Genomic DNA, 19,860 nt, shown 5'->3' with positions numbered 1-19,860 from the left:
GGACGCAGGCTCACCCGAAGCAGGTCTGACGGGTGTCGAGGAGCAGCAGCTCGCTGACCGTGCCCGCGCGGTCGAAGCCCAGCTGGTAGGCGCGGTGCCCGGGCAGCGCCACGACGCGGTAGCCGTTGGCGTCGGCCCTGGACAGGCGCGGGTAGGCCGCCTTGGCCTCGCGCAGGGTGCTGCCGAGGTGGACGCCCTCGGTGGTGCGCATGTCGTCGCGGGCGAAGATCGCGACGACGCCGCGGCCACGCTGCAGGTACCCGTCGGTGCTGTCCGGCTCCGCCTCGCGGCCCGGGAGCACGACGCCGCGGCAGTGGTCGGCGGCGCGGCCCTGGAGGGTGGCGCCCGCGGCGAGCGCCTCCCGGCCGGAGTCGCCGATCGTGAGCCGGCCGACGCCGGTGTGGCCGAGGATCTGAGCGGGCCGAGGGGCGGCCTCCGGGGCCTGCTGGGCGGCCTGGGCGCCGGAGGCGAGGACCGGGCCCGCGGCGGCGACGGCGAGGAGGAGGGCGGCGGCGGGACGGGGGCGGCGCAGGGACATGACGATCTCCCAGATGGGGAGCCACGGGGGTGTGGCGTGCTGGATGGACGCCCCTTCGATGCCGTCGACCCGCCCCTGGTTGCGGCCGTCGACCAGCAATGCTCGCGCCGTTCCGGGGCAACCCTCAGCGCGCCGAGCGCGTCCGCGCGGGGCGGTCCAGGGCCCTCAGGTAGCGCGAGGTCTGCAGGTGCTGGGCGACCCGTCCGGCCGGCCCGGCCAGGCGCGCCGGCAGCGTCCCGGGCCGGGAGAACGCGGCGACGGTGAGCCGCAGCGCGCCGTCCTCGAGCCGCTCGAGGAGGAAGAGCTCCTCGCCACGCTCGGGATGTCCGGCGAGCGTGCCGTAGACGAAGCCGGCACGCTCTGGCTCCTCGATCACCGTCACCACCCGACACGGCGCCGTGACCGCCAGCGGCCCCAGGCCGATGCGGATCTCGACGACCGCGTCCTCCTCCACCCGCGGGTGCGAGGCGCGCACGACCAGGCCGGCTCGCTCCTGCACCTGCCAGTGCAGGACGTCCTCCGCGGCGGCCGCGAGGTCGCGGCGCTCCAGCACCCGGCTGCGTCGGAACGCCGGCCACCGCGGCGGGGGAGAGCCCAGCGTCGCGCCGACGTCGTCGTAGGTGAGGCGAGCGGCTCGCAGACGGGCGACCGAGGCGTCGTCGAGGGCGGAGACCATGCCCCATCGTGGCCGACGTCCCCAAGCGGGCTCCTCCCGTGCCGCGGGGATCGCGGCGGCGGGTAGCGTCCGACCCGTGCCGACCTCCGCCGCCGCCCTCGACGCCGCCGACCCGCTCGCCGCGCACCGCGCGCGCTTCGTCGGAGCCGCCGACCCGCTGGTCTACTTCGACGGCAACTCGCTGGGCCGCCCGCTGGCCGCCACCGCGCCGCGGCTGGCCGCCTTCGTCGAGGAGGAGTGGGGCGGGCGCCTCATCCGGGGCTGGGACGAGGCCTGGCTCGCGCTGCCCACGGAGGTCGGCGACGAGATCGGCCGCATCTGCCTGGGCGCCGCCGCGGGCCAGACGGTCGTGGCCGACTCCACCACCGTCCTGCTCTACAAGGCGCTGCGCGCGGCCGTGGCCGCCCGCCCGGGCCGCACCGAGATCGTCGTCGACACCGACAACTTCCCCACCGACCGCTACGTCGCCGAGGCCGTCGCCCGCGAGCGCGGACTCACGCTGCGCTGGATCGAGGCCGACCCCGAGGCGGGCGTGACGCCCGCGCAGGTGGCCGAGGTCGTCGGGCCCGACACCGCCGTCGTCCTGCTGAGCCACGTCGCCTACCGCTCGGCGTGGCTGGCCGACGCGACCGCCATCACCGCGCTCGTGCACGACGCCGGGGCGCTGGTGGTGTGGGACCTCAGCCACTCCGGCGGCTCCGTCGAGCTCGCGCTGGACGCCTGGGACGTCGACCTCGCGGTCGGCTGCACCTACAAGTACCTCAACGGCGGACCGGGCGCCCCGGCCTACCTCTACGCCGCCGCCCGCCTGCACGACGCGCTCGAGCAGCCCATCGCCGGCTGGATCGGCCACGCCGACCCGTTCGCGATGGGCCCGGAGTTCACCCCCGCCCCCGGCGTGCGCCGGATGATCTCCGGCACGCCGCCGGTGCTCGGGATGCTGGCGATGCAGGACATGCTCGCGCTGCTCGACGAGGCCGGCATGCCCGCGGTCCGCGCGAAGTCCGTGGCGCTGACGACGTTCGCGATCGAGCGGTCCGAGGAGCTCCTGACGCCGCTCGGCGTCGCCCTGGCCAGCCCGCGCGACCCCGCGCGACGCGGCGGCCACGTGACGCTGCGCCACCCCGCCATGCGCGAGGTCGTCGCCGCGCTGTGGGCCCAGGACGTCATCCCCGACTACCGCGATCCCGGCGGCCTGCGCATCGGGCTCTCGCCGCTCTCGACGTCGTTCGCGGAGGTCGAGGACGGCCTGCAGCGCGTGCGCGAGGTGCTCGCCGCGCAGTAGCGGGACGACTCAGATCCAGCCGAGCCGTCGCGCGGTGGCCACGGCCTCGTGCCGGTTGGCGGCGTCGAGCTTGGTGGCCGCCTGCGAGAGGTAGTTGCGCACGGTGCCGGGGGAGAGGCTCGCGCGGCGAGCGATCTCCTCGATGGGCGCGCCGTCGGCCGCCAGCTCGAGCACGTCGGCCTCCCGCGCGGTGAGCGGGGAGTCGCCCACCGCGATCGCCTCCGCGGCCAGGGCCGGGTCGACGTGGCGTCCACCGGCGTGCACGGTGCGCACGACGGAGGCGAGGGTGTCGGCCGAGGCCGTCTTCGGCAGGAACCCGCGGACGCCGGAGCGCAGCGCGCGCTTGAGGTGACCGGGACGCCCGTGGCTGGTGACCACGACCGAGGCCAGGCGCGGGTGCAGCGTGCTGAGCGCCTCGGCGGTGGCGATGCCGTCGAGCGGGCCGCCGAGCTGGAGGTCGAGCACCGCCACGTCGATCTCGACGGTGCGCGCTCGCGCGAGGGCCTCCTCGCCGCTGGCGGCCTCGACGACGACCTCGAGGTCGTCCTCGAGGTCGAGCAGGCGCACCAGGGCGGTGCGGATGAGGTGCTCGTCGTCGGCGAGCAGCAGGCGGATCATCGAATCACCTCGGTCGGGGAGCGGTCGGCGATCGCGCCGAGGTCGGCCCGCAGGCCGAACCCGTCGGGGCCGGCGACGACGTGCAGGGTGCCGCCGTGCGCCGCGAGCCGGTCGCGCAGCGAGGCCAGGCCGGAGCCGCCCCCGGTCGCTGCGGTCGCGGGGCTCTGGGGGCTCTCGGCGGCGCGGCCGTCGTCGTCGACGCGCAGCACGCCGTCGCGGTAGGCCAGCACGACGGTGCGGGCGTCGCTGTGCCGCAGGATGTTCGTGACGGCCTCGCGCACCACCCAGCCCGCCGGCTCGCGATGGGCGTCGGGTACCTCGTCGAGGTGCGCCTCGAGCCGCACCCCGGCCGACTCCAGCAGCGAGCGGGCGCCGGCCACCTCCTGCGCGAGGTCGACCCCGCGATAGCCGCGGGCCAGCGCGCGGGCCTCCGCGAGCGCGCTGTGCGCGATCTCGCGGACCTCCTCCATCGTCGACTCGGCTCCGTCGAGATCGCCGCGGCGCACCAGGCGCGTGGCGAGGTCGGCGTGCAGGCCGATCGCCGAGAGCCGCCGACCGACGACGTCGTGCACGTCGCGTCCGAAGCGCAGTCGCTCCTCCGCCAGCGCCAGGGCCACGCGGGTGGCCCGCGCCCGATCGAGCTCGTGGACGACCTCGAGGAACCACAGGGAGCCGCGGACGGTGGCGACGATGATGGCCCCGACGAGCAGGGCCACCGCGGCCCCGCCGGGCGCCCGCACGAGGACCGCGCCGATGACGGCCACCCCGCCGAGCAGGAGGCCGGTGTCGCGGGGGCCGCGCACGGCGCCGGCGCCCCAGCACACCGCTGCGGTGAGCACGCCGAGGGCGAGTGCCCGGCTGCTCGCGGGCAGCGGTGCGGCCGCGAGCGTGCCCAGCACGACGACGGCCACGAGCGTGCGCATCTCACGCCAGGCGGGCGCGCGACCCAGGCGCGCGGCCGCGATGCCGCGCTCGAGCGTGAGGTGCACCAGGGCGCTCAGCGCGAACGCGAGGACCATCACGACGACGAGCAGCACGCGGTCGGCGTCGCGCAGCCGGTCGGCGACCTGGGCGAGGATCAGCGGGGGGGTCAGCCAGACCAGCGCCAGCAGCGTCCAGCGGGTGTAGACCTCGACGCGCCGGGTCTGGTCGAGCGCGTGCCAGCGCCGGGCCGGGGCGAGGAGCAGGGAGGTCACGGGCGCCAGCCTGCCCCGGGGCCGGTCGGACCAACCCCGGGGCGAGGACGCGGCAGCGTCCGGGACGTCTCAGACACGCGGCGCCCAGCGCATCCGGCTGCGAGCCAGCCAGAGGGCCGCGATCGTCCAGCACGCGATGACCACCAGCGGCGGCGCGGCCGCGGCGAACGTCTCGCCGAACGACAGCGTCGCGTCGGTGCCGGGCACCTCGAGCCCGAACCACGCGGCCCGGACGACCTCCACCAGCGCACCGCCGGGCGTCGAGCCGAGGATGGCCCGGCCGGTCTCGCCGAGGGAGGGGGCGAAGGACCCGGCCGTCGTGATCAGGAGCACCGGGGCGCTGGTCAGCTGGGCGGACTCCGCGGAGCGGGTGAACGCGGCCGTCGCGACGGCGAGCGCGGAGAACAGCACGATCATGAGGACCACCGCGAGGGCCAGCAGCAGCGGGTTCAGCGGCAGCGGCGCCCCGAGGAGCGTCGCCAGCCCGACCGAGGCCAGGCAGACCGCCGCGGCGATGACCGCGCCCGGCAGCGCCAGCGAGAGCAGCAGCTCGCGGTCGCTCACCTCGCCGGTGCGCAGGCGCTGCAGGAGCAGCTCGTCGCGGCGCGTGACGACCATCGAGAGCAGCGCGTAGAACACCGGGAAGAGCATCGCGAGCATGATCACCAGCTCGGTCGACGCCGCCCGCGAGGCCACCGAGTCGGGTCCGGCGAGCATGAGCGCGAGCGGCGCCAGCGGCACCACGACCGCGTAGAAGAGCGTCGTGCGGTTGCGGCGCAGCAGCAGCGCGTTGGCGCGGGCCAGGCCGAGCACGCGGCGGGCCGAGGCGCGCCAGGAGGTCTCGTCGCGCTCGAGCACGTCGGCGGCGGGGGCGGTGGGAGTGAGGGCGCTCATCGGTGGTCTCCTCGGGAGTGGGCGTCGGTCTGGACGTCGGTGCCGTGGGCGGCCTGCTCGGCGACGGCGAGGAACGCCGCCTCGAGGGTGCCGGGCCGCACCTCCAGCCGCTCGAGGGCGACGCCGTCGCGTTCGGCACGCTGCAGCAGGGCCAGCAGGTCGCGCTGGGCGTCGTCGGTCTCGACGCTGCGCAGACGCTCCTCCCCGGGCACCCGGTAGCGGATCACGGTGGGCTGGTCGCGGACGACGTCGGCGAGCGCGCCCGAGCGCACCACGCGTCCGGCGGCCATCAGCGCGATGCGGTCGGCGAGGGTCTCGGCCTCCTCGAGGTGGTGCGTCGTCAGCAGCACGGTGCGGCCACGGTCGGCCAGGCCGCGCACGAGCTGCCAGACGCGGTTGCGGCTCTCGGGGTCCAGGCCGGTGGTCGGCTCGTCGAGGACGATCAGCTCGGGGTCGCCGAGCAGGGTGCAGGCCAGGTCGACGCGGCGACGCTCGCCGCCGGAGAGCGAGACCACGCGGGTGTCGGCGCGCGACTCCAGGTCGAGCTCGGCCAGCAGCGCCTCCACGGGCCGGGGCCGCGACAGCGTCGAGGCCCACATGCGCAGGGTCTCCGCGACGGTGAGGTCGCCGGCCAGGCCGCTGCTCTGCAGCAGCACGCCGGTGCGCGGGCGCAGCCGCCGGCGGTCGCGCACCGGGTCGAGGCCGAGCACCCGCACCTCGCCGGAGGTCGCCGGGGCCAGGCCCTCGAGGATCTCCAGGGTCGAGGTCTTGCCGGCGCCGTTGACGCCGAGCAGCGCGGTGATCGAGCCGCGCGGGACGGCGAGGTCGAGGCCGCGCACGGCCTCGAAGGCGGTGGGGCCGGTGCCGTAGACGCGGCGCAGTCCGCGGACCTCGACGGCGAGGCCGTCGACGGCGTCGTGCGCCGGGGACCCGACCGGGGCGGGGGCGGTGAGGGGGTTCATGTCCACCAGCCTCCCGGCGGTCGGTCGTCGTCGGCAGTCCGCTGCGTCATCAGGGGTGCATGACATTCGTCAGATCCGGCCCGGAGCACCCCGATCGACCCGCGGCTCACCCCATCCGGCTCCCGCGACGGGCGCGGGTGCGGCTAGAACGGCAGCATGCGGCTCCCGACCCCTCCGGACCCCACCCACGACGCCGACGCCGTCGTCGGCTGGGTGCGCGAGCACCTCGGCGATCTCGCGCTCGAGGGCGCCGACGGCGTCCGCGCCGGAGGTCTGCGCGGCGGGCAGACGGCGGCCGACGCCGCGCTCGCCGGCCTGGAGGTCCGCGGCTACGCCGCGCGCCGCAGCAACGTCCTGCCCGTCTCGAGCCGCGGCGCCACCCGCATGTCGCCCTACCTGCGCCACGGCCTGCTGACGCTGCGCGAGGTCTGGGACGCCGCCGCCGACGCCCCCGCGCGCGACCGCGAGAAGTACCGCGACGAGCTGCTCTGGCAGGAGTACGCCCGCCACCTCTACGCCCGCACCGGCGCCGCGCTCGGCCGCGCTCTGCGCAGCGAGCAGCCGCGCAGCCCGCAGCCGTGGGAGGACCCCTGGACCACCGAGATGCGGTGCATGCAGGAGGTGCTCGGCGAGCTCCACGAGGATGGCTGGCTGGTCAACCAGACCCGCATGTGGATGGCCTCGCAGTGGGCCGTGCGCGGCGGCGCCGACTGGCGCGACGGCGAGGACGCCTTCTTCTCCCACCTGCTCGACGGCTCGCGCGCGGCGAACCGGCTGGGCTGGCAGTGGACCGTCGGCACCGGCTCGGGCAAGCCCTACGGCTTCAGCCGCTGGCAGGTCGAGAAGCGCTCGCCGTCGCTGTGCGGCTCCTGCGCCCTGCGTCAGCGCTGCCCCATCCAGGACTGGCCCGACACCCCGCCCACCTCCTCCGCCGACGGTCCCGACCTCGGCCGCGGCGAGATCCCGGCCGGGCCCGCCGCCGTCGAGGGCGGGGGAGCCGCCGAGGTCTGGCTCACCGCGGAGTCGCTCGGCGACGTCGACCCCGCGCTGCGGGCCGACGACGCGCGTCCGGCGGTCTTCGTCTTCGACGAGCCGCTGCTGCGGCGGCTGCGGCTCTCGGGCAAGCGGCTGGTGTTCCTGGCCGAGTCGCTCGGCGACCTCGCCGCCCGGCGTCCGCTCGAGGTGCGACGCGGCGACGTCGCCGAGGAGCTCGCGGGCCGGTCGCTGGCCGTCACCCACGCGCCGGTGCCCGGGTTCGCGCGCCGGGCCGCGGCGCTGGGGCCGGCCGAGGTGCACCCGTGGCCGTGGCTGGTGCGGCCGCGCCCGGCGCCGGTGCGCTCCTACACGGCCTGGCGCAAGGCGGTCGGCTCCCCGCGCTGAGACCGTCGGCTCGCGCGGACCCCTCGTGCCTGTCGGCGGTCTGTGCTTGGGTCGAGCCATGGACCAGCGGCTCTCGTTCCTCACCCTGGCCGTCGACGACCTCGCCGCCTCGCGGCGGTTCTACGTCGACGGCCTCGGCTGGTCGCCGTCCTTCGACGACGCCGACGTGCTCATGCTCAAGGTGGGGGAGCGGATCGTGCTCTCGCTGTGGAGCCGGGCGTCGTTCGAGGAGGAGTGCGGTCCGGCCACCCGCGGCGACGCGCCGCTCACCCTGGCGCACAACGTCGCCACCCGCGCGGAGGTCGACGCCGTGATGGCCACGGCCGTCGCGGCCGGCGCCACCCTGCACCGGCCGGCCCAGGAGCGGGCGTGGGGCGGCTACACCGGCTACGTCGCCGATCCCGACGGCTACCGCTGGGAGATCGCCCACAACCCGGGCCCGCTGGGCCAGGAGGTGCTCTGAGATGCCCATCCCCGCCGCCGACCTCGTCCGGCTGACCCCGCAGCAGGTGCTCGACGCCGACCTGCCCGACTGGCGCTTCGTGTTCACCAGCATCGAGGCCGTCTTCACCACCCCGTCCTACGGCGCCGGGCTGGCGCTGGTCGCCGCGGTGGGGGAGGCCGCCCAGGCCGCCGACCACCATCCCGACCTCGAGCTGCGCTACGGCACGGTGCACGTGCGGCTCACCAGCCACGACGTCCGCGCCGTCACCGAGCGCGACGTCCGGCTCGCCCGTCGCGTCTCCGCCCTGGCCGCCGAGCACGGCGCCGTCGCGCACCCTGCGCGGGTGCAGGCGCTCGAGCTCGCGCTCGACACCGCCGACCACGCCCGCATCCTCCCGTTCTGGGCGGCGCTGCTCGGCCTCGACGGCTCCCTCGGCAAGGACGACGAGATCGTCGACCCCGACGGCCGCCTGCCGCTGGTGTGGTTCCAGGGCACCGAGCCGCACGAGCCGCACGAGCCGCACGAGCCGCACGAGCCGCACGAGCCGCACGAGCCGTCGGGGCCGCCCCGGCAGCGCTGGCACCTCGACGTCCGGGTGCCGCCCGAGGAGCTCGAGGGCCGGCTGGCCGCCTGCCTGGCCGCGGGCGGGGAGCTCGTCGACGACTCCGCGGCGCCGGCCTTCTGGGTGCTCGCCGACGCCGAGGGCAACCGGGCCTGCCTCACCACCTGGCAGGGCCGCGACTGACCGGCATGCGGGACTCTCGTCCCGCATGCTGGGACGCGCTGTCACACTGGTGTGACCGCCGACGGTGCACCGGCTACGGTGAGGGCATGCGCCAGGACATTCTCGTACGCACGCGACGCGTGAGCTGAGCTCGAGCGACCCGAGCCAGGCCTGCGCGTCCCCCTCCGTTGCCCGTCGGGCCGGGGGGTTTTTTCATGGGCCCGCACCGGCCCGCAGCACTGCACCAGCCAGCAGAACCGATCGAGGGACACAGATGAGCGCAGCAGCACCGCAGCAGGGACGGGAGATGACCGGGGCCCAGAGCCTGGTCACGTCGCTGGAGGCCGCCGGCGTCGAGACCGTCTTCGGCATCCCGGGTGGCGCGATCCTCCCGGCCTACGACCCGCTGATGGACTCCACCGTCCGCCACATCCTCGTGCGCCACGAGCAGGGCGCCGGTCACGCCGCGCAGGGCTACGCCGCGGCCACCGGCAAGGTCGGCGTCTGCATGGCCACCTCCGGCCCGGGCGCCACCAACCTCGTGACGCCGATCGCCGACGCCTACATGGACTCCGTCCCGCTCGTGGCCGTCACCGGCCAGGTCGGCGCCAGCCTCATCGGCACCGACGCCTTCCAGGAGGCCGACATCCGCGGCATCACGATGCCGATCACCAAGCACAACTTCCTGGTCACCGACCCCGCCGACATCCCGCGCACGATCGCGGAGGCCTTCCACGTCGCCTCCACCGGACGTCCCGGCCCCGTGCTCGTCGACGTCGCGAAGTCCGCGCTGACCTCCCAGACCCGCTTCGAGTGGCCGGCCGAGCTGCAGCTGCCCGGCTACCGCCCGGTCACCAAGCCGCACGCCAAGCAGATCCGCGAGGCCGCGCGCCTGATCCTCGAGGCCCGCAAGCCGGTCCTCTACGTCGGCGGCGGCGTCATCCGCGCCCGCGCGGCCGTCGAGCTGCGCGTGCTCGCCGAGCTCACCGGCATCCCGGTAGTCACCACGCTGATGGCCCGGGGCGCCTTCCCCGACAGCCACCCCCAGCACCTCGGCATGCCGGGCATGCACGGCACGGTCGCCGCGGTGGCCGGTCTGCAGAAGAGCGACCTCATCATCAGCCTGGGCGCGCGCTTCGACGACCGCGTCACCGGCAACCTCGACTCCTTCGCGCCCGGCGCGAAGGTCATCCACGCCGACATCGACCCCGCCGAGATCGGCAAGAACCGGCACGCCGACGTCCCGATCGTGGGCGACTGCCGCGAGGTCATCAGCGACCTCGTCGTCGCGCTGCGCGCCGAGGCCGAGGCCGGTCGCCAGGGCGACTACGAGGGCTGGGTGCAGTTCATCTCCGGGGTGAAGAGCCGCTACCCGCTGGGCTACGACGTCCCCGCCGAGGGCCTCTCGCCGCAGTACGTCATCCAGCGCCTGGGCCAGATCGCCGGCCCCGAGGCCATCTACGCCTCCGGCGTGGGCCAGCACCAGATGTGGGCCGCGCAGTTCATCGGCTACGAGAACCCCAACACCTGGATCAACTCCGGCGGCCTGGGCACCATGGGCTACTCCGTGCCGGCCGCGATGGGCGCGAAGGTCGGCATGCCGGAGTCCACCGTGTGGTCCATCGACGGCGACGGCTGCTTCCAGATGACCAACCAGGAGCTCGCCACCTGCGCGATCGAGGGCATCCCGATCAAGGTCGCGATCATCAACAACGAGTCGCTCGGCATGGTCCGCCAGTGGCAGACGCTCTTCTACAACGAGCGCTACTCCAACACGAACCTGCAGAAGCACGCCGGCCCGGTGCGCATCCCCGACTTCGTCAAGCTCGCCGACGCCTACGGCTGCGTCGGGCTCTCCTGCGACAGCGCCGACGACGTCGACGCCACCATCGAGAAGGCCATGGAGATCGACGACGTCCCCGTGGTCGTCGACTTCCGCGTCCACCGCGACGCCATGGTGTGGCCGATGGTCGCCGCCGGCACCAGCAACGACGAGATCAAGTACGCGCGAGACCTCGCGCCCGAGTTCGACGAGGACGACCTCTGATGAGCAAGCACACGCTGTCGGTGCTGGTCGAGAACAAGCCCGGCGTGCTCACCCGCATCGCGGGCCTGTTCAGCCGCCGCGGCTTCAACATCGACAGCCTGGCCGTCGGGCCCACCGAGCACGCCGAGATCTCGCGGATGACCATCGTCGTCAACGTCGAGGACTCACCGCTCGAGCAGGTCACCAAGCAGCTCAACAAGCTCGTCGAGGTCATCAAGATCGTCGAGCTCGACCCCACCGCCTCGGTCGACCGCGAGCTGGTCCTGGTGAAGGTCGCGGCCACCGTCGAGACCCGCGGCAGCGTCCTGGACACCGTCCAGCTCTTCAAGGCCAAGGTCATCGACGTCGCCCCCGATGCCGTCACCATCCAGATCACCGGCAACGCCGGCAAGATCGCCGACTTCCTGCGGGTGCTCGAGCCCTTCGGCATCCGCGAGCTCGTCCAGTCCGGCATGGTCGCGATCGGTCGTGGCTCCCGCTCGATCTCCGAGCGGTCGCTGCGTCCGGTGGCCGTCCCGGCCCCGCCGCCGGCCAACGCCGTCGGCTGACCTGCTCGTCCCCGCACCGCCACCCATCCGGCCCCAGCGGCCCGACCAGAAGGAGAAGCCCCCGTGGCTGAGATGTTCTACGACGACGACGCCGACCTGTCCCTGATCCAGGGCAAGAAGGTCGCGGTCATCGGCTATGGCAGCCAGGGTCACGCGCACGCCCTGAACCTGCGCGACTCCGGCGTCGACGTCCGCGTCGGCCTCAAGGAGGGCTCGAAGAGCCGCGCCAAGGCCGAGGAGGAGGGCCTGCGGGTCCTGACCCCCGACGCCGCCGCCGCCGAGGCCGACGTCGTCGTGATCCTCGCCCCCGACCAGGTGCAGCGTCACCTCTACACCGAGTCGATCGAGGCCAACCTCCACGAGGGCGACGCGCTCGTCTTCGGCCACGGCTTCAACATCCGCTTCGGCTACATCACCCCGCCGGCCGGCGTCGACGTCCTCCTGGTCGCCCCGAAGGCTCCCGGCCACACCGTGCGGCGCGAGTTCGTCGCCGGTCGCGGCATCCCGGACATCATCGCCGTCGAGCAGGACGCCACCGGCGGCGCCTGGGACCTCGCGAAGTCCTACGCCAAGGGCATCGGCGGCACCCGCGCCGGCGTCATCAAGACCACCTTCACCGAGGAGACCGAGACCGACCTGTTCGGTGAGCAGTCGGTGCTCTGCGGCGGCGTCTCGCAGCTGATCCAGTACGGCTACGAGACCCTCACCGAGGCCGGCTACCAGGGCGAGATCGCCTACTTCGAGGTGCTCCACGAGCTCAAGCTCATCGTCGACCTCATGTGGGAGGGCGGCATCGCCAAGCAGCGCTGGTCGGTCTCCGACACCGCCGAGTACGGCGACTACGTCTCCGGCCCGCGGGTCATCACCCCGCAGGTGAAGGAGAACATGAAGGCCGTCCTCGCCGACATCCAGTCCGGCGCGTTCGCCGAGCGCTTCATCGGCGACCAGGACGCCGGCGCCCCGGAGTTCCAGGAGCTGCGCGCCAAGGGCGCCGCCCACCCGATCGAGGCGGTCGGCCGCGAGCTGCGCTCGCACTTCTCCTGGAGCCACCAGGACAAGGACTACGTGGAGGGCTCGGCCGCGCGCTGACCCCCGCTGCACGCAGACGACGGCCCGGCAGGAGCTCCTGCCGGGCCGTCGTGCGTCCGGGGCCGGTGCAGCCCCTCGAGCGTGCGGGTCAGCGGTCCTCGTCGCCGGCGCTGGTGACGCCGTGGTGCACGGCCTCGAGCAGCGCCGAGCAGAAGGCCGGCAGGTCGTCGGGGTTGCGGCTGGTGATCAGGTTGCCGTCGACGACCACGCGCTCGTCGACCCACGAGGCGCCGGCGTTGGCGAGGTCGGTCTGCAGGCTGGGCCACGAGGTCAGGGTGCGGTCGCGGACGACGTCGGCCTCGATCAGCGTCCACGGGGCGTGACAGATCGCGGCGACCGGCTTGCCGCTGGCGATGAACTCGCGGACGAAGGACACCGCGTCGGCGTCGGTGCGCAGGGCGTCGGGGTTGGCGACGCCGCCGGGCAGCACGAGCGCGTCGTACTCCGCGACGTCGGCGCCCGCGACGACGCGGTCGACGGCCTGGGTGCCGGCGCGGTCGAGGTGGTCGAAGGTCTCGACCTCGCCCTCCTCGGGGCTGAGCAGCACGGCCCGGTGGCCGGCGTCGGTGACCGCCTTCCAGGGCTCGGTGAGCTCCACCCGCTCGATGCCCTCGGAGGCGACGAGGAAGGCGACGGTGCGGGTCTGCTCGGCGGTGGGCGTGCTGGTCATGCGTGACTCCTCGGGTAGACGTGGTCTCTGCCGTCCCGTACCCGAGGCGCCCCGGCGGCTACCGCCGCCCCGCCCCCCGGGTGAGGCCGCTCGCCGGGTGTCGCGCCTGTCACCGGGCCGCCGGGAATGGGGCGGCCGCGTCGCGGCTTGCAGCAGACGTGCGCATCGAGATCTGGAGTGACGTCGTCTGCCCGTGGTGCTACGTGGGCAAGCGACGCCTGGAGTCCGCCCTGGCCGAGTTCGAGCACGGCGACGACGTCGAGGTCGTCTACCGCTCCTTCGAGCTCGACCCCTCCGCCCCGCGCGGAGGCACCGACAAGACCCTCCCGCAGCTGGCCCGGAAGTACGGCCGTCCGGAGCAGGAGATGGAGGCGATGATGCACCAGCTCATCGACACCGCCGCCGCCGACGGCCTGGACCTGCACCTGCTCGACACCGTCCACACGAACACCGTCGACGCCCACCGTGTGCTCCACCTCGCCCTCGCCGAGGGTGGTCCCGCGCTGCAGCGCTCGCTCAAGGAGGCGCTGCTCGCCGCGTACTTCACGCGTGCGGAGAACGTCGGCGACCACGCCGTCCTCGCCGCCGCGGCCGCCTCGGTCGGCCTCGACGCCGACCGTGTCGCCGCCGTGCTCGCGGGGGAGGAGTTCGCCGACGCCGTCGCCGCCGACGTCGCGCAGGCCCGCGCCTACGGCGCCACCGGCGTCCCGTTCTTCGTCGTCGACGGCCGCTACGGCATCTCCGGCGCCCAGCCGGCGGAGGTCTTCGGGCAGGTGCTCGAGCGCGCCTGGACCGAGTCGCACCCCGCCGTCGAGATGGTCGGCGGCGCCGCCGACGGCGTCTGCGGCCCCGACGGCTGCGCGATCTGACCCCTAGGCTCCCGGATCCGGCTGCAGGACCTTTCGGCTGGCGTTCGAACCTTCGGACGCCAACCGTGCGTTTCGGCGGCCAGCCGCCGAAGCTTCAGCGGTCGGCCGCCGAAACCCCCACAACTCAGCCGAGGCTTACCTCACTTTGGTTAGGCAACCCTGACTCCCAGGGTCTAGAGTGACCGGTCGTGCTGGGAAACTTCCTCATCGGACTGCGCGAGGGCCTCGAGGCCGCGCTCGTCGTCAGCATCCTGGTGGCCTACCTGGTCCGGATCGAGCGGCGTGATCTGCTGCCGCGGATCTGGGGCGGCATCGCCTTGGCGGTCGGCGTGTGCGCGGCGATCACCGTCGGGCTGGGGCTGCTGGAGCGTCAGCTGACCTTCCAGTCCCAGGAGCTCATCGGCGGGACGCTGTCGATCGTCGCGGTCGGCTTCGTCACCTGGATGATCTTCTGGATGGCCGGCGCCGCCCGCACCATGGGCTCCGAGCTGCGCGGCCGGGTCGACGCCGTCAAGGACGGCGGGCGCTGGGGCCTGGTGCTCGTGGCCGTGCTCGCGGTGGGCCGCGAGGGCCTGGAGACCACGCTGTTCCTCTACACCGCCACCGAGCAGGCCACCGACGGCGGCGCGTCCTCCACGACGACGCCGATCCTCGCCGCCCTGCTCGGCATCGCCGTGGCCGTCGTGCTCGGCTACCTGATGTACCGCGGCGCGGTCAGCATCAACCTCACCCGCTTCTTCACCTGGACCGGCGCGTTCCTCGTGATCGTCGCCGCGGGCGTGCTCGCCTACGGCGTCCACGACCTCCAGGAGGCCGGCGTCCTGCCCGGCCTGAACACCCTGGCCTTCGACGTCAGCGCCCAGATCCCGCCGGGCTCCTGGTACGGCACGCTCCTCAAGGGCGTCTTCAACTTCTCGCCGGCCACCACGGTGCTCGAGGCGACGGCCTGGCTGCTCTACGCCGTCCCCACCATGACCCTGTTCGTCCTCGGCGTGCGTCGTCGCTCCGCCCCCGCTCCCCAGAAGGTCCCCACCCATGTCTGAGCCCCGCCACTTCCGCACCGCCCGGCCCGCCCGGCCCGCCCGGATCACCCGGATCGCCACCACCGTCGTCGCCGGCGGCGCCCTGGCCGCGAGCCTGGCCGCCTGCACCGAGAGCACCGCCGAGTCAGGCGACACGTCCAGCCCGCGCAGCCTGGCCGTCAGCTCGACGGCGAAGGCCTGCGACCTCTCCGCCACCACCGCGCCCGCGGGCACCCTCACCTTCCGGGTCGAGAACCAGGGCTCGGAGGTCACCGAGTTCTACCTGCTCGCCGCCGACGGCCAGCGCATCGTCGCCGAGATCGAGAACATCGGGCCGGGCCTGACCCGCCAGCTCGTCGTCGACGCCGCCGCCGGCACGTACGTCACCGCGTGCAAGCCCGGCATGAGCGGCGAGGGCATCCGCGCCGACTTCACCGTCACGAAGAGCAAGGACGCCCCGACGGTGTCCGCCGACGACCAGCGCCTGGTCGACACCGCGGTGTCGAACTACGCCGTCTACGTCAAGGACCAGACCGACCAGCTGCTCGTGAAGAGCAAGCAGTTCCTCGCCGCGTACACCAGCGGCGACGACGAGCGCGCCCGCGAGCTCTACCCGGTGGCCCGCACGCCGTGGGAGCGCATCGAGACGGTCGCGGAGTCCTTCGGCGACCTCGACCCCAAGACCGACGCCCGCGAGGCCGACCTCGAGCCGGGTCAGGCCTGGACCGGCTGGCACCGCATCGAGAAGGACCTCTGGGCGCCGGCCGGCTTCACGCCGTCCTCGAAGGCCGAGCGCGCGCGCCTGGCCGCCGACCTGATGAAGAACCTCACCACCCTCGACACCCGCGTGCGCAGCCTCGACTACACCGTCGACCAGATCGCCAACGGCTCGCGCGGCCTGCTCGAGGAGGTCGCCACCGGCAAGATCACCGGCGAGGAGGAGGCCTGGTCGCACACCGACCTGTGGGACTTCCAGGCCAACGTCGACGGCGCCCGCGTCGGGTTCGAGGGCCTCGAGCCGATCCTCAAGGTCAAGGACCCCGAGCTCGCCTCGCAGCTGACCCTGCGCTTCGCCGACCTCCAGCGCCTGCTCGACGCCCAGCGCCAGGGCGACGGCTTCCGCTCCTACGACCGGGTCGACACCGCCGAGCGCAAGCGGCTCTCGGACGCCGTCAACGCGCTCTCCGAGCCCCTCTCGCGGCTGACCGCCGCGGTCCTGGCATGAGCCTGTCGCGACGCGGCCTGATCGGCGGCGGCGCGGCCGCGGCCGGTCTGGCCGGCCTCGGCGGCGTCGTCGCCGCGCGCGGCGGGGGCGCCTCCGCGGCCGCACCCGAGCTCGCCTACGCCTTCCACGGCGAGCACCAGGCCGGCATCGTCACGCCGGCCCAGGACCGGCTGCACTTCGCGGCGTTCGACGTCCTCACCGACGACCGCGACGAGCTCGTCGCGCTGCTGCAGGCCTGGACCGACGCCGCGGCCCGGCTCACCGCCGGCCGCGCTGCCGGTCCGGTCGGGCCCACGCAGGGCGCGGCCGACCTGCCGCCCGACGACACCGGCGAGGCCATCGGCCTCCCGCCCGGCGGCCTGACGCTCACCTTCGGCGTCGGCCCCGGCCTGTTCACCGACGCGCAGGGTCGCGACCGCTTCGGCCTGGCCGCCCGTCGTCCGGCCGCGCTCGAGGAGCTCCCGCACTTCCCCGGCGACCAGCTGGTGGCCTCCCGCAGCGGCGGCGACCTCTGCGTCCAGGCCTGCGCGCAGGACCCGCAGGTGGCCGTGCACGCCATCCGCAACCTGGCCCGCATCGGCTTCGGCACCGTCAGCGTGCGCTGGTCGCAGCTCGGCTTCGGCCGCACCTCCAGCACCACCGCCGCGCAGGAGACCCCGCGCAACCTGTTCGGCTTCAAGGACGGCACCGCCAACGTCCTGGCCGAGGAGACCGACGCCCTGGCCACGCACGTCTGGGTCGCCGAGGACGACGATCCCGACGCCGCCTGGCTGGCCGGCGGGTCCTATCTCGTCGCCCGCCGCATCAACATGGGCCTGGAGGTCTGGGACCGCCAGACCCTGGGCGACCAGGAGGCCTTCATCGGCCGCACCAAGGACACCGGTGCCCCGCTCTCCGGCGGCCAGGAGCACACCGCGCCCGACTTCGCGATGGCCGGACGCGGCGGGCCGATCATCCCCGCGGGCGCCCACGTGCGCGTCGTCCACCCCGACCAGAACGACGGCGCGCGGATGCTGCGGCGCGGCTACAACTTCGTCGACGGCACCGACGACCTCGGCGGCCTGGACGCCGGGCTGTTCTTCGTCGCCTTCGTCCGCGACCCGCGCGTCGGGTTCATCCCGGTGCAGCAGCGGATGGCGCGCTCGGACGCCCTCATGGAGTACCTGAAGGTCACCGGCTCGGCGCTGTTCGCGGTGCCGCCGGGCGTGCGCCGCGGCGAGCACATCGCTCAGTCGCTGTTCGCCTGAGGCCCGCGACGGCTCAGCCCTGCTGGGTCCGCCACTCCTCGAGCGTCGTGGAGAACAGGCGCGACTCGCCCTGATACCACCGCTCGTGGACGCCACGGTCGGTCATGCCCAGCCGACGCATGACCTCGATCGAGGGCTCGTTGTCGGGGAAGGACGTCGCCCAGATCTGCGGCAGGCCGTGGTCGAACCCGTGGCCGAGGACGGCGCGCGCGGCCTCGGTGGCGTAGCCGTGGCCCCAGGAGTCGGGGTGCAGGTGCCAGCCGATCTCGACCTCGCCGTCCTCGGCGTTCGGGAGCACCGAGAGCAGCACCGTGCCGGCGACGACGCCGTCGGGTCGCTCGATCGCCCAGAACCCCAGCGGCGGCTCCGCGCTGAGCTCGTGATCGCGGTCGATGCGGCGGCGGGCGGCGTCGAGGTCGGCCATCAGCACCACCTCGCCGTCGCCGAGCCAGCGCATCACCTCGTAGCGGCCGAGGATGTCGAGCATCCGCGGCGCCTCCTCGTGGCGCCACGGCCGGACGACCAGCCGCTCGGTCTCCAGACGCAGCGGGTGCGGGGCGGTGCTCATCGGTCCTCCTGATCGGTGGGGTCTGCGGACACGACAGGGTCGGTCAGATCGATCACCCGGGCGACGTCGACGTCCTCGAGCAGCGTCTCGTCGTGGGTGACCAGCACGAGCGCGCCCTCGTAGGCGCCCATGGCCTCCACGAGCGCATCGTAGGAGGCGAGGTCGAGGTCGTTGGTGGGCTCGTCGAGCAGGAGCAGCTGGGGCGCTGGGTCGGCGAGCAGCAGCGCGGCCAGCGTCGCGCGGAACCGCTCGCCGCCCGACAGGGTGCCGACGAGGTGGTCGGCGGCCGCGCCGCGGAAGAGGAACCGTGCGAGCCGGGCCCGCACGGCCTGGTGCTGCGCCTGCGGCACCCGGGCGGCCACGTTGGCGGCGACGCTGAGGTCGTCGTCGAGGAGGTCGAGACGCTGGGGGAGCAGGGCCACCGGCACGTGCTGCTCGACCTGTGCCGCAGGCGAGGTCGAGCCGACGTGGGGGAGCCCCGCGAGCTGGTGCAGCACGGTGGTCTTGCCGACGCCGTTGGGCCCCACGAGGGCGATCCGCTCGGGGCCGACCACCTCGAGGTCGAGGCGTCGCCCGTCGGGCAGGACGAGCCCGCGCGCGGTGAGCACCCGGCGTCCGCGGGGGACGGCGGTGCCGGGCAGGTCGACGCGGATGGCGTCGTCCTCGCGCACCCGCTCCTCGGCCTCGGCGAGCGCGGAGCGGGCCTCGTCGAGCCGATGCTGGTGCAGGCGCCGGTAGTCGCCGGCGTTGCGCTCGGAGCGGTTCTGCCAGAAGTCCTGGGCGCCCTTGCCCATGTTCGAGCGCTGGGCGGTGCGCGCCCCCTGGCGCTTGCGCTGGGCCAGCAGACGCTCGGCCTCCTGACGGTCGCGCTGCTGACGCCGGACGTCGGCCTTGGCGGTGGTGACCTCCTGGAGGGCCGCATGCTGCTCGGCCTCGACCTGCGCGGCGTACGCCGCGAACCCGCCGCCGTACCAGCGCACGCCGAGGGAGCCACCGCGCCGGCGCAGGTCGCCGATGCGGTCGACGTGCTCGAGCAGCCCGCGGTCGTGACTCACGACGAGGAGCGTGCCGCTCCAGCCGTCGAGCACCTCGGCGAGCAGACGGCGCGCGCCGGCGTCGAGGTTGTTGGTGGGCTCGTCGAGCAGCAGGACGTCGGGCGGGTCGAGGAGGTGACGGGCGAGCGCGACGCGCACGACCTCGCCACCGGAGAGCTCGCCGACGCGCCGCTCGAGCACGGTGGGGTCCAGGCCGAGGCGGGCGAGCGCGGCGGCGGTGCGCTCCTCGACGTCCCACGCCTCGCCGACGACGTCGTAGTCGGCCGGGTCGACCGAGCCGGCCTCGATGCGGGCCAGCGCGGCGCGGATCGGGGCGAGGCCGAGCAGATCGGCGGCGGTGTCGTCGGTGCGACGGCCCAGGCCCTGGACGAGGTGGCCGACGCGGCCGCCCTGCGGGCCCTGGACGACGACGCGTCCCGAGGTGGGCGCGAGCTCGCCTGCGAGCAGGCGCAGCAGCGTCGACTTGCCGCTGCCGTTGACGCCCACCAGCCCGGAGCGGCCGGGCGGGACGTGGAGGTCGAGGCCATCGAGCACGGGCGTGCCGTCGGGCCAGGAGAAGTGGAGATCGCTGACGGCGATCGTCGCCGGGACGGCGTCGAGTGACATGGGTGCTCCTGGGTCCGGGGAGGGTCGACGGCGCTGCGCGGCGTCGACCGGGTGCGGGGGACCTCAACGGAGCACGGCTCACCTCGAGCGCTCGGGGGCAGGACGCCGACGACGGTACGCCGAGTCGCCTGGTCCGTGCACCCGGTTTTCGGAGCTGCGCGAGGGCCTCGGCGTCACCCTGATGCTGGCCGTGCTC

Annotated in this window: 20 protein-coding genes; 11 read left to right on the top strand and 9 right to left on the bottom strand. The window is 74.4% G+C overall.

The features are described from left to right. Positions 1-10: 10 nt before the first annotated feature. On the bottom strand, positions 11-538 hold the full coding sequence (locus ACZDWJ_RS02085) for a hypothetical protein (RefSeq protein WP_463519255.1): 528 nt from the start codon (positions 536-538) through the stop codon (positions 11-13). A gap of 124 nt (positions 539-662) precedes the next feature. Next, positions 663-1,214, bottom strand: a complete 552-nt coding sequence (locus ACZDWJ_RS02080; protein ID WP_463519254.1) for a DUF1990 family protein — start codon at positions 1,212-1,214, stop codon at positions 663-665. A gap of 76 nt (positions 1,215-1,290) precedes the next feature. Here ACZDWJ_RS02080 and ACZDWJ_RS02075 point away from each other — a divergent pair, with 76 nt between their 5' ends. Continuing rightward, on the top strand, positions 1,291-2,499 hold the full coding sequence (locus tag ACZDWJ_RS02075) for a kynureninase (RefSeq protein ID WP_463519253.1): 1,209 nt from the start codon (positions 1,291-1,293) through the stop codon (positions 2,497-2,499). 9 nt (positions 2,500-2,508) lie between these two features. On the opposite strand, the gene ACZDWJ_RS02070 is transcribed toward ACZDWJ_RS02075, so the two are convergent. The 4 genes from ACZDWJ_RS02070 to ACZDWJ_RS02055 form a co-directional block, all read right to left on the bottom strand. Next, a complete protein-coding gene (locus ACZDWJ_RS02070; RefSeq protein WP_463519252.1) occupies positions 2,509-3,117 on the bottom strand; it encodes a response regulator in 609 nt (202 codons plus the stop codon). Next, positions 3,114-4,313, bottom strand: a complete 1,200-nt coding sequence (locus ACZDWJ_RS02065; protein ID WP_463519251.1) for a sensor histidine kinase — start codon at positions 4,311-4,313, stop codon at positions 3,114-3,116. The genes ACZDWJ_RS02070 and ACZDWJ_RS02065 overlap by 4 nt, the downstream gene beginning before the upstream one ends. Before the next feature lie 69 nt (positions 4,314-4,382). After that, complete coding sequence (locus ACZDWJ_RS02060) at positions 4,383-5,207, bottom strand: ABC transporter permease (protein ID WP_463519250.1); 825 nt, start codon at positions 5,205-5,207, stop codon at positions 4,383-4,385. Continuing rightward, positions 5,204-6,169: an ABC transporter ATP-binding protein gene (locus ACZDWJ_RS02055; RefSeq protein WP_463519249.1), complete on the bottom strand. Its 966-nt coding sequence runs from the start codon at positions 6,167-6,169 to the stop codon at positions 5,204-5,206. The genes ACZDWJ_RS02060 and ACZDWJ_RS02055 overlap by 4 nt, the downstream gene beginning before the upstream one ends. A 156-nt stretch (positions 6,170-6,325) precedes the next feature. Here ACZDWJ_RS02055 and ACZDWJ_RS02050 point away from each other — a divergent pair, with 156 nt between their 5' ends. The 6 genes from ACZDWJ_RS02050 (at position 6,326) to ilvC (ending at position 12,402) form a co-directional block, all read left to right on the top strand. Continuing rightward, positions 6,326-7,549 (top strand): FAD-binding domain-containing protein, encoded by a 1,224-nt coding sequence (locus ACZDWJ_RS02050; protein ID WP_463519248.1) that lies wholly within the window; start codon positions 6,326-6,328, stop codon positions 7,547-7,549. Positions 7,550-7,607: 58 nt separating this feature from the next. After that, positions 7,608-8,012 carry a VOC family protein gene (locus ACZDWJ_RS02045; protein WP_463519247.1) on the top strand — a complete coding sequence of 135 codons (405 nt, stop codon included), beginning with the start codon at positions 7,608-7,610 and terminating at the stop codon, positions 8,010-8,012. 1 nt (position 8,013) lies between these two features. Beyond that, entirely contained in the window at positions 8,014-8,739 is a 726-nt protein-coding gene (locus ACZDWJ_RS02040) for a 4a-hydroxytetrahydrobiopterin dehydratase (RefSeq protein WP_463519246.1), read from the top strand. Positions 8,740-8,992: 253 nt separating this feature from the next. Then, positions 8,993-10,765, top strand: a complete 1,773-nt coding sequence (locus ACZDWJ_RS02035; protein ID WP_463519245.1) for an acetolactate synthase large subunit — start codon at positions 8,993-8,995, stop codon at positions 10,763-10,765. Further along, complete coding sequence (gene ilvN / locus ACZDWJ_RS02030) at positions 10,765-11,313, top strand: acetolactate synthase small subunit (RefSeq protein ID WP_463519244.1); 549 nt, start codon at positions 10,765-10,767, stop codon at positions 11,311-11,313. Before ACZDWJ_RS02035 ends, ilvN begins: the two co-directional genes overlap by 1 nt. A 63-nt stretch (positions 11,314-11,376) precedes the next feature. Then, positions 11,377-12,402 (top strand): ketol-acid reductoisomerase, encoded by a 1,026-nt coding sequence (gene ilvC, locus ACZDWJ_RS02025; protein ID WP_463519243.1) that lies wholly within the window; start codon positions 11,377-11,379, stop codon positions 12,400-12,402. A gap of 88 nt (positions 12,403-12,490) precedes the next feature. On the opposite strand, the gene ACZDWJ_RS02020 is transcribed toward ilvC, so the two are convergent. Continuing rightward, positions 12,491-13,072 carry a type 1 glutamine amidotransferase domain-containing protein gene (locus ACZDWJ_RS02020; RefSeq protein ID WP_463519242.1) on the bottom strand — a complete coding sequence of 194 codons (582 nt, stop codon included), beginning with the start codon at positions 13,070-13,072 and terminating at the stop codon, positions 12,491-12,493. Positions 13,073-13,230: 158 nt separating this feature from the next. Here ACZDWJ_RS02020 and ACZDWJ_RS02015 point away from each other — a divergent pair, with 158 nt between their 5' ends. From ACZDWJ_RS02015 to efeB, 4 genes are all read left to right on the top strand, one after another. Beyond that, entirely contained in the window at positions 13,231-13,941 is a 711-nt protein-coding gene (locus ACZDWJ_RS02015; RefSeq protein WP_463519241.1) for a DsbA family oxidoreductase, read from the top strand. Positions 13,942-14,129: 188 nt separating this feature from the next. After that, positions 14,130-14,984, top strand: coding sequence for an iron uptake transporter permease EfeU (efeU, locus tag ACZDWJ_RS02010; protein WP_463519240.1), 855 nt, complete (start codon positions 14,130-14,132; stop codon positions 14,982-14,984). Then, positions 14,977-16,188: an iron uptake system protein EfeO gene (gene efeO, locus ACZDWJ_RS02005; RefSeq protein ID WP_463519239.1), complete on the top strand. Its 1,212-nt coding sequence runs from the start codon at positions 14,977-14,979 to the stop codon at positions 16,186-16,188. The genes efeU and efeO overlap by 8 nt, the downstream gene beginning before the upstream one ends. Then, a complete protein-coding gene (gene efeB / locus ACZDWJ_RS02000; protein ID WP_463519238.1) occupies positions 16,185-17,435 on the top strand; it encodes an iron uptake transporter deferrochelatase/peroxidase subunit in 1,251 nt (416 codons plus the stop codon). The genes efeO and efeB overlap by 4 nt, the downstream gene beginning before the upstream one ends. Positions 17,436-17,448: 13 nt before the next feature. On the opposite strand, the gene ACZDWJ_RS01995 is transcribed toward efeB, so the two are convergent. Together ACZDWJ_RS01995 and ACZDWJ_RS01990 are read right to left on the bottom strand one after the other, a co-directional pair. Next, positions 17,449-18,003 (bottom strand): GNAT family N-acetyltransferase, encoded by a 555-nt coding sequence (locus ACZDWJ_RS01995; protein WP_463519237.1) that lies wholly within the window; start codon positions 18,001-18,003, stop codon positions 17,449-17,451. Next, positions 18,000-19,664, bottom strand: coding sequence for an ATP-binding cassette domain-containing protein (locus ACZDWJ_RS01990; protein WP_463519236.1), 1,665 nt, complete (start codon positions 19,662-19,664; stop codon positions 18,000-18,002). The genes ACZDWJ_RS01995 and ACZDWJ_RS01990 overlap by 4 nt, the downstream gene beginning before the upstream one ends. Between the last annotated feature and the right edge of the window lie 196 nt (positions 19,665-19,860).

Source organism: Nocardioides sp. B129/18, from assembly GCF_055282735.1.
The sequence above is the reverse complement of the archived record's forward strand: the minus strand, read 5'-3'. Positions and strand labels throughout refer to the sequence as shown.

Bases quoted from the DNA above. Each gene is read 5' to 3' on its own strand.
- ACZDWJ_RS02080 (WP_463519254.1), bottom strand. From the start codon at position 1,214: ATGGTCTCCGCCCTCGACGACGCCTCGGTCGCCCGTCTGCGAGCCGCT.
- ACZDWJ_RS02035 (WP_463519245.1), top strand. From the start codon at position 8,993: ATGAGCGCAGCAGCACCGCAGCAGGGACGGGAGATGACCGGGGCCCAG.
- ACZDWJ_RS02020 (WP_463519242.1), bottom strand. From the start codon at position 13,072: ATGACCAGCACGCCCACCGCCGAGCAGACCCGCACCGTCGCCTTCCTC.
- ACZDWJ_RS02050 (WP_463519248.1), top strand. From the start codon at position 6,326: ATGCGGCTCCCGACCCCTCCGGACCCCACCCACGACGCCGACGCCGTC.
- ACZDWJ_RS02055 (WP_463519249.1), bottom strand. From the start codon at position 6,169: ATGAACCCCCTCACCGCCCCCGCCCCGGTCGGGTCCCCGGCGCACGAC.
- ACZDWJ_RS01995 (WP_463519237.1), bottom strand. From the start codon at position 18,003: ATGAGCACCGCCCCGCACCCGCTGCGTCTGGAGACCGAGCGGCTGGTC.
- ACZDWJ_RS02060 (WP_463519250.1), bottom strand. From the start codon at position 5,207: ATGAGCGCCCTCACTCCCACCGCCCCCGCCGCCGACGTGCTCGAGCGC.
- ACZDWJ_RS02040 (WP_463519246.1), top strand. From the start codon at position 8,014: ATGCCCATCCCCGCCGCCGACCTCGTCCGGCTGACCCCGCAGCAGGTG.
- ilvN (WP_463519244.1), top strand. From the start codon at position 10,765: ATGAGCAAGCACACGCTGTCGGTGCTGGTCGAGAACAAGCCCGGCGTG.
- efeB (WP_463519238.1), top strand. From the start codon at position 16,185: ATGAGCCTGTCGCGACGCGGCCTGATCGGCGGCGGCGCGGCCGCGGCC.
- ACZDWJ_RS02085 (WP_463519255.1), bottom strand. From the start codon at position 538: ATGTCCCTGCGCCGCCCCCGTCCCGCCGCCGCCCTCCTCCTCGCCGTC.
- ACZDWJ_RS02045 (WP_463519247.1), top strand. From the start codon at position 7,608: ATGGACCAGCGGCTCTCGTTCCTCACCCTGGCCGTCGACGACCTCGCC.
- ACZDWJ_RS01990 (WP_463519236.1), bottom strand. From the start codon at position 19,664: ATGTCACTCGACGCCGTCCCGGCGACGATCGCCGTCAGCGATCTCCAC.
- efeO (WP_463519239.1), top strand. From the start codon at position 14,977: ATGTCTGAGCCCCGCCACTTCCGCACCGCCCGGCCCGCCCGGCCCGCC.
- ACZDWJ_RS02070 (WP_463519252.1), bottom strand. From the start codon at position 3,117: ATGATCCGCCTGCTGCTCGCCGACGACGAGCACCTCATCCGCACCGCC.